A 14,172-nucleotide genomic window follows, 5' to 3' on the forward strand; every position below is an offset into this window, starting at 1 on the left:
CCGGCGATGACCAAAAAACGGTGAGCCGCCTTGCACCAAGGCCAGCACAAGCGCGAGCCCAAATATCAGCACCAGCACGGCGGGCAGGGCAAGCAATACCAAGCCAATATCCATGGCGCGCTTGCCATAACTGGGGTAAAATCGCGGCTTCGCGCGGGCATAGGCCCTTTGCGGGTAGGCCGCAAACCCCTCGTCGGTTTTGGTCATCGCAGGCCCCCTTTTCGCGGAGTGGATGCGTCGCTGCTGCGGCTAAGGTTTGCGAAGGCGCTCATGCGGGGCTGGCCTCTTGATCAATCACGCTTGCACCTGCGCCACTGGCGATGGCACCAAGATCAATCGGCAGGCGGTTGGCAACATTCAACGCCACGGCCGAGACCGTACTGCTCAGGGGGCCAAAATCCTGCTCGCGGGCAAAGCTTGCCAAGGCGGTCAGCGCCTCGCTATGGGCCGCCACATCAAAAGCGGTACTGCCGCTGATGGCGCGATTCGATCGTTCGGCGACAACGGCGGTAATGCTGCCGATCAGCGTGCTTAACGCAGTGTCAGGGTTGGCGCGCCGTAGCGCCTGAATCAAGTCTGTCATCGCAGGGGCGCAGCTGCTGGGCCTGCTGCATGCATTAACCAAAGTTGCAATTTGTGCTTCGCTCACCTCAACCGCGACATCCTGCGCGTGCAGGGGGGCGAGCGGCAGGTTGCAGGCCAGAATCAGGCCTAAGACACGGATATAAAATGGGTTTGTCATAAAAGACTTCACGAATTAAAACGGACAATACATAGAAGGATATACAGCTAAATAAAATTTGCAAATAAAAATGTGTTTAAAAAGTATTAACGGAGATAGTTTGAATTAATTATTTATTAGTTATTTGTTAATACATTTTTGGGATGGTTCAATTTTACACACTCTTTTTAGGTGGCGTGGCGTTTGTTTTGAGGTCCCGCTCAGAGGTTTGATGATGCTGGTTTGGCGCCGTGTGAGGTCGTATATTTCCAGAGTGATCGGCTTGGGGCTTTGCTCTGCGCTTTTCGGCACGGGGCTCTTGGCTTTGGGCCGCGAAGCACAGGCGGCGCGCGTGCTTTACGCCGCTGCCCCCCAGCGTGCTTTGGCGATGCGGCAGTATGATCCAGGTTGGCAGGCCGCCAGCACCAGCGGTCTGACGCAGCTGATGCGCGCTTGTGCCGAATCGCTTTTGGGCGAAGATGTGGTTCGGTTGTCGCCGCGCCTGCGCGATGAAATTGCGGGTTCGTGCCGTTTGGCGGTGCGCGGGGTTTTGCAACAAAACCCCAGTTTTGCCCGCGCCTTGGCGGTAGATCTGCTGGTGGCACAGCCCCCGGTCATGGCGGCCGCCTACGCCCAAGCACAGGCCGCAGCCCCGTTCGAGCCTTGGCCACTGCAAATCCGCATCTTAGCCGCGGATCGTCTTGCGCGCATGCAAGCCACTGAGATATCACCAGATTTCATTGCCGTTTTGTCCAAGGATCTGCTGTATCTGATTCAAGTTGCATGGGGGCAAGACCTGCTGCGCCAGCTTTACGCGCAAGACAGCCCGCTGCGCCCGCTGATCCAAGGCTTGGCACAGCAGCAGCCTGATCCGCCCAAAGGCGGTGAAAATGGTTAGATTTTTGCGGTTTACCCCCATCGATTTCGCGGTTTGGAACGATCGTTTTGCTGGGGTCTTGATGACTTTGGCAGTGCTGACTGCGCTGCCCTTTGCCAGCAACCGCCCGCTTTGGTGGTTGATCTGGACGGTGGCGATCGCGGGCCTTGCCTGTCTGTATCAGCTGCTGGTCTGGCGGTGCAGGACCAAAGCCGCCGCTCGCGCGCGGCCCTTTGCGGGGCTTTTCGCGCTTGCAGCTTTGGTGCCGGCGTTTGCGCTGGTGCAAGCCTCTGACCTACGCGGCCTTTTACCCCATTTTGCGCCCAAAATGCCGGCGGACTTGCACGATTTGGCAGGCGGCAGCCTGTCGGTGGTGCCAGAGGCCAGCCAAATCGGCGCGCTGCGTTTTTGCGGCTATCTGCTGTTTTTGGCGCTGGTGATCGAGGTGTCAACGCGGCGTGGGCGGGTAGAGTGGATGAGCCGTATCTTGTTTTTCGGCATCACCTTGCAGGCAATCTGGGCGCTTGTTGCGCTGAATCTGCTTGGTGATGTGACGCTTTTTGCCAAGAAAACCGCATATTTGGGGATGGCGACGGGCAGTTTCGTCAATCGCAATGCCTTGGCCTGCTTTCTGGGCTTTGGCCTTATTCTGGGGGCTGCGCTGCTTGGGACGCGGGCTTTGCCCGGGCAACAAGCCGCCAGGGGGCTGCGCGCCGTTTTCATGCAGTTTCGCGGTGGCGGTGCTGTGATTGCGGTTGGCATGTTGCTTCAAGCCCTTGCCTTGGTTGCAACGCAATCGCGGCTGGGGTTGTTGGCGACGATTGTGGGTTTGACGATGGCGGTGCTGTTGCGGCTGCGGCTGCGTGGCTGGCGACACGGATTTTGGCCGCTGCTGGCTTTGGGCGTGGCGTTGATCTTTGGCCTGCTCTGGGGGCAGGGGGTAGCCGAGCGTCTGCTGCTAACGCAAAGCGATGGCGCGACGCGGCTTGCGCTTTACCGCCAGATTTTGACGATGATCCAGATGCGGCCGCTAACCGGTTTTGGCTTTGATGGCTTCGCCCCAGCCTTCGAGGCGTTTCGCGCGCCGCCTCTAAATCTAGCGGTGTCTTATGGACACGGCCACAACACCTATCTCACGCTTTGGGCTGAACTGGGGGTGCTGGTGGGCTCGCTGCCGCCACTGCTTTGTCTTGCGGCGGGGGTGATTTGCCTGCGTAGGCTGCGGCAGGGTGACGGATTTTCGGCCAATGCTGTGGCGGCAATCGGCGCGTTGGTGCTGGCGGGGCTGCAATCGGCGGCAGATTTCAGTCTGGAAATTCCGGCCAATACCTATGTGTTTTTGGCGATGCTTGGCATGGGGGCCGCACAGCGCAGTTCCGGCACCCGCGCACAGCCATTGGCGTAAGATTCTGTTTTGGTTTGAAAATGGGCACTTTTTTGAGTGCCAAGAGTTTTGTCGAAGGAATAAACTTTGAAGCAAATCGATTTTGATTTTCGTGAGGCGCTTTCGGTTTTGCTGCGCCAGCGTGGGCTGATTGGAGCCTCGGTTGCGGTGTTTTTGGGACTTGCTTTGGCCTATTGTCTGGTGGCTCCCCCCGTGTATCGCGCCACAACTTTGGTGCAGGTCGATGTCCAAGGCTCGAATCTGCTTGAACCAAATGCAGCGCTTCCGCAGCAAACCGCGCTGCTGAACGCGCGCTTGGACAGCGAGGTTGAGATTTTGCGCTCAGCCAGCATGGCTTTGGCGGTGGTCGAGGCGGGGCAGCTGATCCGCGCGCCGGAATTTGGGGCGAAACTGGGCTTTGTCGAAAAGCTTGGCCTTGCGCTGGGGTTGGATCTTGCGCCGAAAGCACAGGCCGTTGCTGCCGCGAAACTGGTGAATGACACGCTTGAGCGGCTGCAAGAGGCGGTCGAGATTCAGAGGCAGGGTCTCAGCTATCTGATTGCGATCACGGTGTCGGCGGCTGCGCCGCAGACGGCGGCTGATCTCGCTAATCTTTATGCTGCTACCTATATTGATTTGGGGGTTTCGGGCAAAACCACTGCCCTGATCACGGCGCGCGATGTGCTGCGCCGCCAGATCACGACCGCGCAAAGGCAGCTTGCAGAGTCCGAAACGGCGGTGAATGATTTTATCGCGGCAAATCTTGCGCGGCTGGAGGCGGAAAGCGGCGACCCCGCGATTGCTGAGCTGCATCGTCAGCTGCAAGCGGCCCAGGCCGAGCAGGCAGCGGTCTTGCGCAAGTCCAGTTTGGCCGAGCAAGCCCTTGCAGCGCAAGATTGGCCGGCACTTTCGCAAAGCCTTGGCGATGCAGCTCTGCAAGAGCTAGAGCGTCAACGCATTGATCTTAAATCGAGATTGGCCGCAGCCGATCAGGGCAGCGCCCGCGCCTCTGATCTTGCCGCAGAGCTTGCGCGCCTTGACAGCGGCTTGGCGCAGCAATCGCAACGTGCGCTGGATCTTGTGCAGCTAAGCCTGACTCAGGCACGCGAGCGCGAGGCCCGCGCCCGCGATGCCCTGCGCGCTGTCTTGCTGCAATCGACGCTGTCGGCCGAGATGCTTGCGCAATTGTTCGATCACCAGCAATCAGCCACGTTGGCGCGCAGCCAATATCAGACGCTTTTGTCGCGCGAACAGGATTTCGGCACGCTGGCGAATGTGCAGATTGCCGATGTGCGGGTGGTGGCTCAGGCCCTTGCCCCGGCGCAGGCCGCAGCTCCACAAAAGGTATTGATCCTTGCGCTTGCCGCGATTGTGGGCGCGGGGCTGGGAGGTATGCTGGCGTTTTTCAAGGAATATTATGTTGGCGGCATCACCTCGGCGCATCAGTTGCAAAATGTCTTGCAGGTCAGAGTGCCGGTGAGTGTGCCCGATGTTGGGCGTCAAGAGGCCGGAATGCCTGCCGATTTGGTGGCCAAGGCGCCGCTTTCGGCCTATGCCGAGAGTTTTCGCAAGCTGCGCGCGGCGCTGGATTGGCAGGCTGAACCTGCCACCGCGGCGGCGTCTCAGGCGCGGGTTATTCTGATCGCCTCCGCGCTTCAGGCCGAGGGCAAGACCACCGCCGCCATCGCGCTTGCCCGCACCTATGCCCTCTCTGGCGCTTCGGTTTTGTTGATCGACGCCGATCTGCGCAACCCATCGGTCGAGCCGCGTTTGGTCGAGACCACTTCGGTCGGACTGCTGGATTACCTGCTCAGTTGGGGCAGCGCTACGCCGCATCTGCCGCAGGCGGTCGAGGATCCGCTCACCTCGCTGGTGGTTTTGAGTGCGGGCGTGCGCAGTGTGGTGCCGACGGATCAATTGTTTAACGGCAAGGCTTGGCAACAGTTGCTGGCGTCCCTGAAGCCGGATTTCGATGTGATCTTGATTGACAGCCCGCCGCTTTTGCCGGTCGTTGATGCGCGCTATCTGCTGCGCGACGTTGATGCTGTGGTGCAGGTGGTGCGCTATGGCACGACCACCCAAGCCGCCGCCCAAGAGGCCTGCGCGCAGCTGCAAGAGCTGTTGCGCCCCGAGGCAAAGCTGATTGGCGTGCTGAGTCATGAAGGTTTTGACATGGGGCGCTATGCCGGTTACGGCCGTTATGCGCCCTATTATCAGCAGCTTGAGGCCTAGGTCTGCGGGCGCGCGCCTAACCTTCTGTTAGCGACAGGCTGTCAGTCTGCGGCTGCGGCGGGGCGGGACGGTCACAAATAAATTACCTTAAAGGATAGGAAAATCATCGCCTTATGGCGTGGTTCTTGCACGGCAGCGACACAATCCTGTCCGTTCTGACCTGTTCCCTGACCCTACCCTTGCCTGCTTTATGCCCGCGGGGCAGGCCAAAGGGGAGCCAACCATGTCAGACCGTTTTTGCAACGCCTTGGCTCGGCTATTGGGCCGGCCTTGGGCTTTGCTGTCGATCAGCCTGACGCTGATCTGCCTGACCACGCCGATGCAGGGCCGGGCAAAAGTGCAGGTCATCCGTGCCGATATGGGGGGGGATTTGCAACAGCGACTGGACGAGGTGGAACGGTTGCGCGGGCAAGATATCTGGCTGCGTATTGAGGGTATCTGCGTATCGGCCTGCACGCTTTATCTGGGTTTGCCAAAGGCTTGTGTGGCTGATACCGCGCGGCTTGGCTTTCACGGTCCACGCAGTCGCCTTGCCGGACTGCCCTTGCCGTGGCCAATTTTTGACCACTTAAGCCAGCAAATGGCCCGCCATTACCCGCCGCCGTTGCGGCGGTGGTTCATGACCAAGGCGCGGTTGGTGACGCGGGATTACTACGAACTTTCAGGCGCGCAGGCGGTTGCGATGGGCGCGCGGCGCTGCGAATAGACCGGTTTTGCCTCTTGGCGATATTTTCACTTGCCACCGATGTATGCCGCAGGATACCAATCAGATGTCAAGATCGGGAGAATCCAGCAGGAAACTTCTGGTGCCGAAGGAGCAAACGCCCCGTTAAACTCTCAGGCCAAAGGACCGTTCTGACAAACAGACTCTGGAGAGTGGCGCGCCCGCGCCCGCCGAAGGGATAACGATCTCAGGCACCCCGTTGGGGTAAGGACAGAGGGGGCATCGTGGGGTGGGGATTGGCCTGCCTGATCGGTGCCGGTGTTATTTTCCGGCGGAACTTGGGGGCTGTTTTGGCCGAAGACCTAGACTATCTGGCTTTGCACGACCTGCATCTGTCTTTGGGCGGCAAGATGGTGCCCTTTGCGGGCTATCATATGCCGGTGCAATATCCGGCTGGGGTGATGCAAGAACATCTGCACTGTCGTGCGGCGGCTGGGCTGTTTGACGTCAGCCACATGGGGCAGGTGATCTTGCGCCCGAAACACAGCTATCAGGCCGTGGCTTTGGCGCTTGAGGCGCTGATGCCGGTTGATGTGCTGGGGCTGGCCGAGGGGCGGCAACGCTACGGGCTGTTTACCAATGAAACTGGCGGCATTCTGGACGATCTGATGTTCGCCAATCGTGGCGATCATATCTTTGTGGTGGTCAATGCCGCCTGCAAAGCCGCCGATATCGCCCATATGACAGCGCATCTGTCGCAGGTCTGCGAGGTGATTCCGGTGACGGATCGTGGGCTTTTGGCGCTGCAAGGCCCGCAGGCCGAGGCCGCCTTGGCGCGGCTGATCCCCGACGTCACCGCGATGCGCTTTATGGATGTCGCGGTGCTGGGCTGGCAGGGCCAAGATCTGTGGATCTCGCGCTCGGGCTATACCGGCGAGGATGGCTTCGAGATTTCGGTGCCCGCATCGCTTGCCGAAGCCTTGGCCCGCGCGCTTTTGGATCAGCCCGAGGTGATGCCGATCGGCCTTGGCGCGCGTGACAGCCTGCGGCTGGAGGCGGGGCTTTGCCTTTACGGCCATGACATTGACACCACCACCAGCCCTGTCGAGGCGGGGCTGACTTGGGCCATTCAAAAGGCGCGGCGCGCGGGCGGCGCACGCGCGGGTGGCTTTCCGGGTGAGGCGAGGGTTATGGCCGAACTGGCCGAGGGTGCGCAGCGCAGCCGCGTTGGCCTGCGCCCGCAAGGCCGCCAACCGATCCGTGAAGGCACGCCGCTCTTTGCGCCAAATGCCACACCCGTTGGCAGCGTCACCTCGGGCGGTTTCGGCCCTTCGGTGGCGGCCCCCATCGCAATGGGCTATGTCGCGCGCGCCTTTGCCAGCGCAGGCACCGCCCTCGAGGCCGAGGTGCGCGGCAAGATGCTGCCCGTTACCGTCTCGGATATGCCTTTCCATTCAACACGTTACAAACGCTGAGGGTTTAAGATGAAGTATACCAAAGAACATGAATGGCTGCGCGTCGAGGGTGATCTGGTTGTGGTCGGCATCACTGAACACGCCGCCACCGCGCTGGGCGATGTGGTTTTTGTCGAACTGCCCGAGGTGGAAACCATGGTCGCCGAGGGTGACGAAGTTGTGGTGATCGAAAGCGTCAAGGCGGCTTCGGATATTCTGGCGCCCTTGGACGGCGAGATTGTCGAAGTGAACCAAAAGCTGGTCGATAACCCTGCCTTGGTCAACGAAGACCCAACCGGCTCTGCGTGGTTTTTCAAGCTGCGCGTTGATGATTTGTCGGTTCTGGACGCCTTCATGGATGAAGACGAATACAACGACCTGATCGGATAAGCACAAAGGGGCGCTAACCCCTTGAATTCAATGCCTGTCGGCTTCCTTTCGGGGGCTGATCCCTTATACCCAAAAGGAACGCAGCATGGCCTTTACCCCTGTCGACTATAACCCCTATGATTTTGCCAACCGCCGCCACATTGGCCCTTCGCCTGCTGAAATGGCGGCGATGCTTCAGGCGATTGGCGTGCCCAGTCTTGACGCGCTGATCGACGAAACCGTGCCCGCAAGCATCCGGCAAAGCACGCCGCTTAGCTGGGCGCCGCTGTCTGAACACGGGCTTTTGACGCGGATGCGCGAGGTGGCGGGCCGCAACAAGGTGATGACCTCGCTGATCGGGCAAGGCTATTACGGCACGGTGACCCCGCCTGCGATCCAGCGCAATATCCTGGAAAATCCGGCTTGGTATACCGCCTATACCCCCTATCAGCCCGAAATCGCGCAAGGCAGGCTCGAGGCTTTGCTGAATTATCAAACCATGGTCTGCGATCTGACCGGCCTGCCGGTGGCCAACGCCAGCCTTTTGGACGAGGCAACCGCCGCCGCCGAAGCCATGACGATGGCCGAGCGGGTGGCAAAATCCAAGGCCAAGGCGTTCTTTGTCGATGAAGACTGCCACCCGCAAACCATCGCCGTGGTGCAAACCCGTGCCGAGGCGCTGGGCATCGCTGTTCTGGTGGGCCCTGTGCAAGGGCTTGATCCAAATGCCGTTTTCGGTGCGCTGTTCCAATACCCCGGCACCTATGGCGCGGTGCATGACTTTAGCGATCAGATCACAGCCCTGCATGAGGCCAAGGCGATTGCGGTGGTGGCGACCGATCTTTTGGCGCTTTGTCTGCTGAAAGAGCCGGGCGCGATGGGGGCCGATATTGCGGTCGGGTCCAGCCAGCGCTTTGGCGTGCCGATGGGCTACGGCGGACCGCATGCTGCGTTTTTCGCCTGCCGCGATGAGCATAAGCGCGCAATGCCGGGGCGGATTGTCGGCGTTTCGGTCGATGCGCGCGGCAATCAGGCCTACCGTTTGTCGCTGCAAACCCGCGAGCAACATATTCGCCGCGAAAAGGCCACGTCGAACGTCTGCACCGCCCAAGCGTTGCTTGCGGTGATGGCCTCTTTCTACGCAGTGTTTCATGGCCCCAAAGGCCTGCGCGCCATTGCCGAGCGCGTGCATTTCATGACTGACCGCATCGCGCGTGGGCTAAAGGCTGCGGGGGCCAAGGTCTCGCCCGAGGCGTTTTTTGACACCATTACCGTCGAGGTGGGCGTGGGCCAAGCCGGTATCTTGGCGGCCGCGCGGCACGAGGGCCTGAACTTTCGCAAAATCGGGCTGGACCGGGTTGGAATTTCGCTGGATGAAACCACAGACGAGCGGGTCTTGTCCTTGATTTTAAAGGCCTTTGGCATTGATGGCGTCGCCCCGCACCGCGCGGCACTTGCCTTTCCGGAAAGCCAATTGCGCACCACCGACTATATGACGCATCCGGTGTTTCACATGAACCGCGCCGAGTCCGAGATGATGCGCTATATGCGCCGCCTGTCGGACCGCGATTTGGCGCTTGATCGTGCGATGATCCCGCTGGGGTCTTGCACGATGAAGCTGAACGCGGCGGCCGAAATGATGCCGATCACCTGGCCTGAATTCGGCTCGCTGCATCCCTTTGTGCCAAAAGATCAAGCGCTTGGCTATCACGAGGCGATCAGCGATCTGGCGGAAAAGCTTTGTGAAATCACCGGCTATGATGCGTTTTCGATGCAGCCGAATTCGGGCGCGCAGGGCGAATATGCCGGGCTTTTGACCATTGCCGCCTATCACCGCGCGCGCGGTGACGCGGGGCGCAACATCTGCCTGATCCCGGTGTCGGCGCATGGCACCAATCCGGCTTCGGCGCAGATGGCGGGGATGCAGGTTGTCGTCGTGCAAGCGATGCCGAATGGCGACATTGATGTCGAAGATTTCCGCGCCAAAGCCCAAGCAGCGGGGGATCGGTTGGCGGCTTGCATGGTGACCTATCCCTCTACCCATGGGGTGTTTGAAGAAACCATCCGCGATATCTGCGATATTACCCATCAGTTCGGCGGCCAAGTCTATCTGGACGGGGCCAATATGAACGCGCTGGTTGGTCTGGTGAAACCGGGCGAGATTGGCGCCGATGTCAGCCATTTGAACCTGCACAAAACCTTTGCGATCCCGCATGGCGGCGGCGGTCCGGGCATGGGGCCGATCGGCGTCAAGGCGCATCTGGCGCCGCATTTGCCCGGCCACCCCGAGACGGGTGGTGCCGAGGGGCCAGTGAGTGCGGCCCCCTTTGGGTCGGCCTCTATCTTGCTGATTTCATGGGCCTATTGCCTGATGATGGGTGGCGAGGGGCTGACACAAGCGACGCGGGTGGCAATTTTGAACGCCAATTACATCGCGGCGCGGTTGCAAGGGCAATATCCGATCTTGTTTATGGGCAACAAGGGGCGTGTCGCGCATGAATGCATCCTTGATACCCGCCCCTTTGCCGAGGTGGGTGTGACGGTGGATGATATCGCCAAGCGTTTGATTGATAACGGCTTTCACGCGCCGACGATGTCTTGGCCGGTCTCTGGCACCCTGATGGTAGAGCCGACAGAATCCGAGACCAAGGCCGAGATTGACCGCTTTATCACCGCGCTTTTGGCGATCCGCGCTGAAATCCGTGCGGTCGAGGCGGGCGAGATTTCCAGCCAAGACAGCCCGCTGCGCCACGCGCCGCATACGGTTGAGGATCTGGTGGCCGATTGGACCCGCGCCTACCCGCGCGAGCAGGGCTGCTTTCCGCCCGGCGCGTTTCGGGTCGATAAATATTGGCCGCCGATTGGCCGCGTCGACAATGTCTTTGGCGACCGCAATTTGATCTGCACCTGCCCGCCGCTGGAAAGCTATATGCAGGCGGCCGAATAGCCCAAAGCCGCGGCAATACGTCGTTTTTGTGCCGTGGCAGGGCGCGGGGTGATTGACAGCTTTGGGGGCGGGCCGCTAGGCCTGCCCCCATGAAAACCGCCGCCCCTTCCTCGACCTTTCTGACCGGCTTGGCGGGGGCGCTGCCGATTATGCTGGGCTATTTCCCGATCGCCTTTTCCTTTGGCGTGGCGGCCGTGCGCGCGGGCCTGAGCCCCACCGAGGCTGCGGGCCTGTCGGTGATTATCTATGCAGGGGCCTCGCAGTTTTTGGCGCTGGCGCTGATTGCAGGCGGCGCGCCGGTTTTGATTGCGGCTTTTACCTTGATCGCGATGAACCTGCGCCATGTACTTTATGGCCCGGCGCTGATGAAGCGGGCAGGGCCCGCCGCGCGCAAACGCTGGGCGCTGTTCTGGGCCTTTGGGCTGACGGACGAGGTGTTTGGCGCGGCGCTGGGCGCGCTGGCGCGGGGGCGGCAGTTTTCGGAAAGCTATATGTTTGGGCTTGGCATCGGCGCCTATGCGGCTTGGGTTTCAGGCACGGTGCTGGGGGCCTATGCGGGGGGTGGCGCGCTGGAAGGCTGGCCGGTTCTAGAGGCGGCCTTGGGCTTTATGCTGCCGGCGCTGTTCTTGGCGCTGCTGTTGTCGATCATGTCGCGCGCGCAAGTGCCGGTGATTGCGGTGGCCGCAGCGGTTACGGTTTTGGTGACGCTGATCGGCTCGGGCACTCTGGGGATTTTGGCGGGAATGCTGGCGGGGGCGGTGACGGGGATGCTGCGGAGGATCACAGATGCGCAGTGAGGTTTTGACGCTGGCGTTGCTGGTGGGCTGTTGCACTTGGGCGTTTCGGGTGTTTCCGACGCGGGCGGATCTATCGACCTTGGCCCCCACTGGCATTTTGGCGCGATTTTTGGCGGCAACCGGCCCTGCGGCGATTGCGACGCTGTTTGTGGCCTCGGTGATGCCATGGCTGCAAGGCGGGGTGGCGCTGCCGATGATCTGCGGCATTGCAGCGGTTTTGGCAGCCTATGCGGGCAGCCGCTCTGTGGTTGCGGCGACGCTTGCGGGGTCGGCTGGCTATGGACTTGCGGTTTGGGGACTTGCATTTTGGGCCTAGCGCCCGCATCTTATTCTAAAAGATGAATGTGAGGTCTGTGATGGAAGCTGTGAAACTTGCCTGTGCCACCTGTGGCCAGATGAACCGCGTGCCGGTAGATCGGCTGAGCGCTGGCCCAAAGTGCGGCTCTTGTGGCGAGGCTTTGGTCGATGGCCGGGTGATCGAGCTGGACGCCAAGGCGCATGACAAGGCCACGCGCGGCGATGATCTGCCGCTGCTGGTGGATTATTGGGCGCCGTGGTGCGGGCCTTGCCGGCAGATGGCACCTCAGTTTGTCAAAGCCGCGCAAAGCCTGAAGGGCCGCGCGCGTCTGGCCAAGCTGAACACCGAAGACAACCCGCAAATCGCCCAACGCGCGCGCATTCAGGGCATTCCGGCCTTGGTTTTGTATCGCGGCGGTCGCGAGGTGGCGCGGTTGGCCGGCGCGCGGCCTGCCAGCGATATTGTGGCCTTTGTCCAAGGCCATCTGGCCTAGGGGCATTGGCTTTGATATCGGCAAAACCGTGTCAAACCTTGCTCCAGATCAAGGTACGCGCGGGTGCTCTGGGCTAGGCTGATCGTCTAACCACAGAGGAGTTTGCCATGTCGCGTTTGATGATGATGCTGTTTTCAATGATTTCGACCACGCTGATGGGCATCGGTATCGTGGTTGCATTGGTAACAGGATATGACACCTTGCAGCCAATCCTGATCGCCGCGGCGCTGGGCTTCGTGCTGGCCCTGCCTGCGACATGGATTATCGGGCGGCAAATTGAAAAGCAGACCTCAGCCTAGGCTTTTGGCTGGACCCTGTCGTTATTGGATATACTTCGCGAGCCCTGCACTCTAAGTTGAGCCAAGGCCTAGCCTTTTGTATATCCCAATTTTCGCGAGTGCTGCTGTTTCAAGACCCCTATCGGAGGCGCTTGACGATGACGCTTTATCTGGCGGTAATGTTTGCGAGGATTGCTTTGGTATTGATGACGCTTTGTGTGGCGGTTGCCTTGCTGACGGGTAATGCCTCGGCTATGATGTTGGGGATTTGCGCTTTGATTGGCGCGCTGCTTGCGTTGCCGACAACGCAATTCGTCGTTATGATGTTGGAAGAGTAACAAGGTTAAGGATTAGCTTATGTCACAGCCAAAAGGCTATTCAGCGTTGCAGATTGCTTTGCACTGGGGCGTGGCGGCTCTGATCTTATTCCAGCTGATCTTGGGCGATGACATGAGCCACGCATGGCGCGACTTTAGCAAAACTGGCGTGGCAGCGATGTCGCTTTCGGTCTGGGCGCATATCGTTGTCGGCGTGGCGATCTTGGCCTTTGTGCTGTGGCGTTTGGTGCTGCGCTTTACCCGTGGCGTGCCGGCGGATCCCGTGGGCACAACCGCAAAGATGGCTTTGGTGGCGCATTGGGGCCATATCGGGCTTTATGGCTTGATGCTGGCGGTGCCGCTGACGGGTCTGATCGGTTGGTATGGCAACCAATCGCTGCTGGTCGAGGCGCATGGCTGGTTAAAGCCCGTGCTGATCGTGGTGATCTTGGGCCATATCGCGGCGGCGCTTTACCATCAGTTTATCTTGAAAGACGGGCTTTTGCTGCGGATGAAGCGGCCGCAGGACTAGGCCTGTAAGAACACCTCGACGGTTTGTTCAAAGGCGCGCGGGGCCTCGGCATGCAGCCAATGGCCGGCATCGGGCAGCTTGGCAAAGCGCGCCTTGGGGAACAGCGCCTTGATGGTGTCGCGGTGCTCGGCGCGCACATAATGCGAGCGCCCGCCGGTCAAAAACAGCGTTGGGTGGTCAAACTCGCCCTTGGTATCAGGCCAGCCCACGATCTTGGGCATCTCTGCTTCCAGCACATCAAGGTTCAGCCGCCATTCGGGGGGCTGTGTCTTAAGGTCAAGCGATTGCAAGAAAAACGCCCGTAGGGCGGGGTCTTCGATCTGGGCCGAAAGCCTGCGGTCGGCTTCGCTGCGCTGGGTCAGATCGCGAAGATCCAGCGCCCGCATCGCGTGGATATGCCCCGATTGGTCATGGCCATAAGCCACAGGGGCGATATCGGCGACCACCAGTTTGCGCAGCAATTCGGGCCGCGTCAGCGCCAGTTGCATCGCGGCCTTGCCGCCCATCGAATGGCCCAGCACATCCATCGGCGCACCATGGGCCATGATCACCTCGGCCAGATCCTGCGCCATATCGGGATAGCTTTGGCTGCTTTCGCGCGGGCTTTGCCCGTGGTTGCGCATATCAACCGAAACCACATCGCGGCTGCTGGCAAGGTGGCGCGCGATCACGCCCCAGTTGCGGGCAGAGCCGAACAGCCCATGCACGATCAAAAGCGCAGGGGTTGCGGGCAGGGGGGCAGTGGCTGCGATCACAGTGGTGGCTAACATGGCAAAACCCTAGCGTGGCTGAGGCGGGCTGTCTGCCCC

The 14,172-nt window shown here is 60.4% G+C and carries 15 protein-coding genes, 1 pseudogene and 1 riboswitch; of the genes and pseudogenes, 13 read left to right on the forward strand and 3 right to left on the reverse strand.

Annotated features, from left to right (window positions below):
* Positions 1-207, reverse strand: a pseudogene (locus V7Q10_RS06390) (hypothetical protein); the annotation flags it as partial.
* Positions 208-268: 61 nt separating this feature from the next.
* Positions 269-583: a hypothetical protein gene (locus V7Q10_RS06395; protein ID WP_333868231.1), complete on the reverse strand. Its 315-nt coding sequence runs from the start codon at positions 581-583 to the stop codon at positions 269-271.
* A gap of 370 nt (positions 584-953) precedes the next feature.
* Here V7Q10_RS06395 and V7Q10_RS06400 point away from each other — a divergent pair, with 370 nt between their 5' ends.
* The 13 genes from V7Q10_RS06400 to V7Q10_RS06460 all read left to right on the forward strand — a co-directional run bounded on the left by V7Q10_RS06400 (position 954) and on the right by V7Q10_RS06460 (position 13,363).
* Positions 954-1,619: a hypothetical protein gene (locus tag V7Q10_RS06400; protein WP_333868232.1), complete on the forward strand. Its 666-nt coding sequence runs from the start codon at positions 954-956 to the stop codon at positions 1,617-1,619.
* Positions 1,612-3,003 carry an O-antigen ligase family protein gene (locus V7Q10_RS06405; protein WP_333868233.1) on the forward strand — a complete coding sequence of 464 codons (1,392 nt, stop codon included), beginning with the start codon at positions 1,612-1,614 and terminating at the stop codon, positions 3,001-3,003. The genes V7Q10_RS06400 and V7Q10_RS06405 overlap by 8 nt, the downstream gene beginning before the upstream one ends.
* Before the next feature lie 66 nt (positions 3,004-3,069).
* On the forward strand, positions 3,070-5,214 hold the full coding sequence (locus tag V7Q10_RS06410) for a GumC family protein (protein ID WP_333868234.1): 2,145 nt from the start codon (positions 3,070-3,072) through the stop codon (positions 5,212-5,214).
* 223 nt (positions 5,215-5,437) lie between these two features.
* Positions 5,438-5,920, forward strand: coding sequence for a hypothetical protein (locus V7Q10_RS06415; RefSeq protein ID WP_333868235.1), 483 nt, complete (start codon positions 5,438-5,440; stop codon positions 5,918-5,920).
* 64 nt (positions 5,921-5,984) lie between these two features.
* A riboswitch (glycine riboswitch) is annotated at positions 5,985-6,077 on the forward strand.
* Between the two features lie 151 nt (positions 6,078-6,228).
* On the forward strand, positions 6,229-7,353 hold the full coding sequence (gene gcvT, locus V7Q10_RS06420; protein ID WP_333868314.1) for a glycine cleavage system aminomethyltransferase GcvT: 1,125 nt from the start codon (positions 6,229-6,231) through the stop codon (positions 7,351-7,353).
* 9 nt (positions 7,354-7,362) lie between these two features.
* Positions 7,363-7,722, forward strand: a complete 360-nt coding sequence (gene gcvH, locus V7Q10_RS06425; RefSeq protein WP_333868236.1) for a glycine cleavage system protein GcvH — start codon at positions 7,363-7,365, stop codon at positions 7,720-7,722.
* A gap of 85 nt (positions 7,723-7,807) precedes the next feature.
* Positions 7,808-10,648 (forward strand): aminomethyl-transferring glycine dehydrogenase, encoded by a 2,841-nt coding sequence (gene gcvP / locus V7Q10_RS06430; protein ID WP_333868237.1) that lies wholly within the window; start codon positions 7,808-7,810, stop codon positions 10,646-10,648.
* 89 nt (positions 10,649-10,737) lie between these two features.
* Positions 10,738-11,445 carry an AzlC family ABC transporter permease gene (locus V7Q10_RS06435; protein WP_333868238.1) on the forward strand — a complete coding sequence of 236 codons (708 nt, stop codon included), beginning with the start codon at positions 10,738-10,740 and terminating at the stop codon, positions 11,443-11,445.
* A complete protein-coding gene (locus V7Q10_RS06440) occupies positions 11,435-11,761 on the forward strand; it encodes an AzlD domain-containing protein (RefSeq protein WP_333868239.1) in 327 nt (108 codons plus the stop codon). The genes V7Q10_RS06435 and V7Q10_RS06440 overlap by 11 nt, the downstream gene beginning before the upstream one ends.
* A 40-nt stretch (positions 11,762-11,801) precedes the next feature.
* Positions 11,802-12,236, forward strand: coding sequence for a thioredoxin TrxC (gene trxC / locus V7Q10_RS06445; protein ID WP_333868240.1), 435 nt, complete (start codon positions 11,802-11,804; stop codon positions 12,234-12,236).
* 107 nt (positions 12,237-12,343) lie between these two features.
* A complete protein-coding gene (locus tag V7Q10_RS06450; RefSeq protein WP_333868241.1) occupies positions 12,344-12,535 on the forward strand; it encodes a CTP synthetase in 192 nt (63 codons plus the stop codon).
* A gap of 137 nt (positions 12,536-12,672) precedes the next feature.
* Positions 12,673-12,852 carry a hypothetical protein gene (locus V7Q10_RS06455; RefSeq protein WP_333868242.1) on the forward strand — a complete coding sequence of 60 codons (180 nt, stop codon included), beginning with the start codon at positions 12,673-12,675 and terminating at the stop codon, positions 12,850-12,852.
* Positions 12,853-12,871: 19 nt separating this feature from the next.
* On the forward strand, positions 12,872-13,363 hold the full coding sequence (locus V7Q10_RS06460) for a cytochrome b (RefSeq protein ID WP_333868243.1): 492 nt from the start codon (positions 12,872-12,874) through the stop codon (positions 13,361-13,363).
* On the opposite strand, the gene V7Q10_RS06465 is transcribed toward V7Q10_RS06460, so the two are convergent.
* On the reverse strand, positions 13,360-14,133 hold the full coding sequence (locus V7Q10_RS06465) for an alpha/beta fold hydrolase (protein WP_333868244.1): 774 nt from the start codon (positions 14,131-14,133) through the stop codon (positions 13,360-13,362). The genes V7Q10_RS06460 and V7Q10_RS06465 overlap by 4 nt on opposite strands.
* Between the last annotated feature and the right edge of the window lie 39 nt (positions 14,134-14,172).

Origin of the sequence: Cypionkella sp. (assembly GCF_036782355.1) — a bacterium.
Taxonomy (GTDB): domain Bacteria; phylum Pseudomonadota; class Alphaproteobacteria; order Rhodobacterales; family Rhodobacteraceae; genus Cypionkella.

What these genes read in the sequence shown, in the direction of transcription:
- gcvH (WP_333868236.1), top strand. Translation starts at nt 7,363, where the DNA reads ATGAAGTATACCAAAGAACATGAATGGCTGCGCGTCGAGGGTGATCTG.
- V7Q10_RS06400 (WP_333868232.1), top strand. Translation starts at nt 954, where the DNA reads ATGATGCTGGTTTGGCGCCGTGTGAGGTCGTATATTTCCAGAGTGATC.
- V7Q10_RS06450 (WP_333868241.1), top strand. Translation starts at nt 12,344, where the DNA reads ATGTCGCGTTTGATGATGATGCTGTTTTCAATGATTTCGACCACGCTG.
- V7Q10_RS06415 (WP_333868235.1), top strand. Translation starts at nt 5,438, where the DNA reads ATGTCAGACCGTTTTTGCAACGCCTTGGCTCGGCTATTGGGCCGGCCT.
- gcvP (WP_333868237.1), top strand. Translation starts at nt 7,808, where the DNA reads ATGGCCTTTACCCCTGTCGACTATAACCCCTATGATTTTGCCAACCGC.
- trxC (WP_333868240.1), top strand. Translation starts at nt 11,802, where the DNA reads ATGGAAGCTGTGAAACTTGCCTGTGCCACCTGTGGCCAGATGAACCGC.
- V7Q10_RS06440 (WP_333868239.1), top strand. Translation starts at nt 11,435, where the DNA reads ATGCGCAGTGAGGTTTTGACGCTGGCGTTGCTGGTGGGCTGTTGCACT.
- V7Q10_RS06405 (WP_333868233.1), top strand. Translation starts at nt 1,612, where the DNA reads ATGGTTAGATTTTTGCGGTTTACCCCCATCGATTTCGCGGTTTGGAAC.
- V7Q10_RS06395 (WP_333868231.1), bottom strand. Translation starts at nt 583, where the DNA reads ATGACAGACTTGATTCAGGCGCTACGGCGCGCCAACCCTGACACTGCG.
- V7Q10_RS06435 (WP_333868238.1), top strand. Translation starts at nt 10,738, where the DNA reads ATGAAAACCGCCGCCCCTTCCTCGACCTTTCTGACCGGCTTGGCGGGG.
- V7Q10_RS06465 (WP_333868244.1), bottom strand. Translation starts at nt 14,133, where the DNA reads ATGTTAGCCACCACTGTGATCGCAGCCACTGCCCCCCTGCCCGCAACC.
- V7Q10_RS06455 (WP_333868242.1), top strand. Translation starts at nt 12,673, where the DNA reads ATGACGCTTTATCTGGCGGTAATGTTTGCGAGGATTGCTTTGGTATTG.
- V7Q10_RS06460 (WP_333868243.1), top strand. Translation starts at nt 12,872, where the DNA reads ATGTCACAGCCAAAAGGCTATTCAGCGTTGCAGATTGCTTTGCACTGG.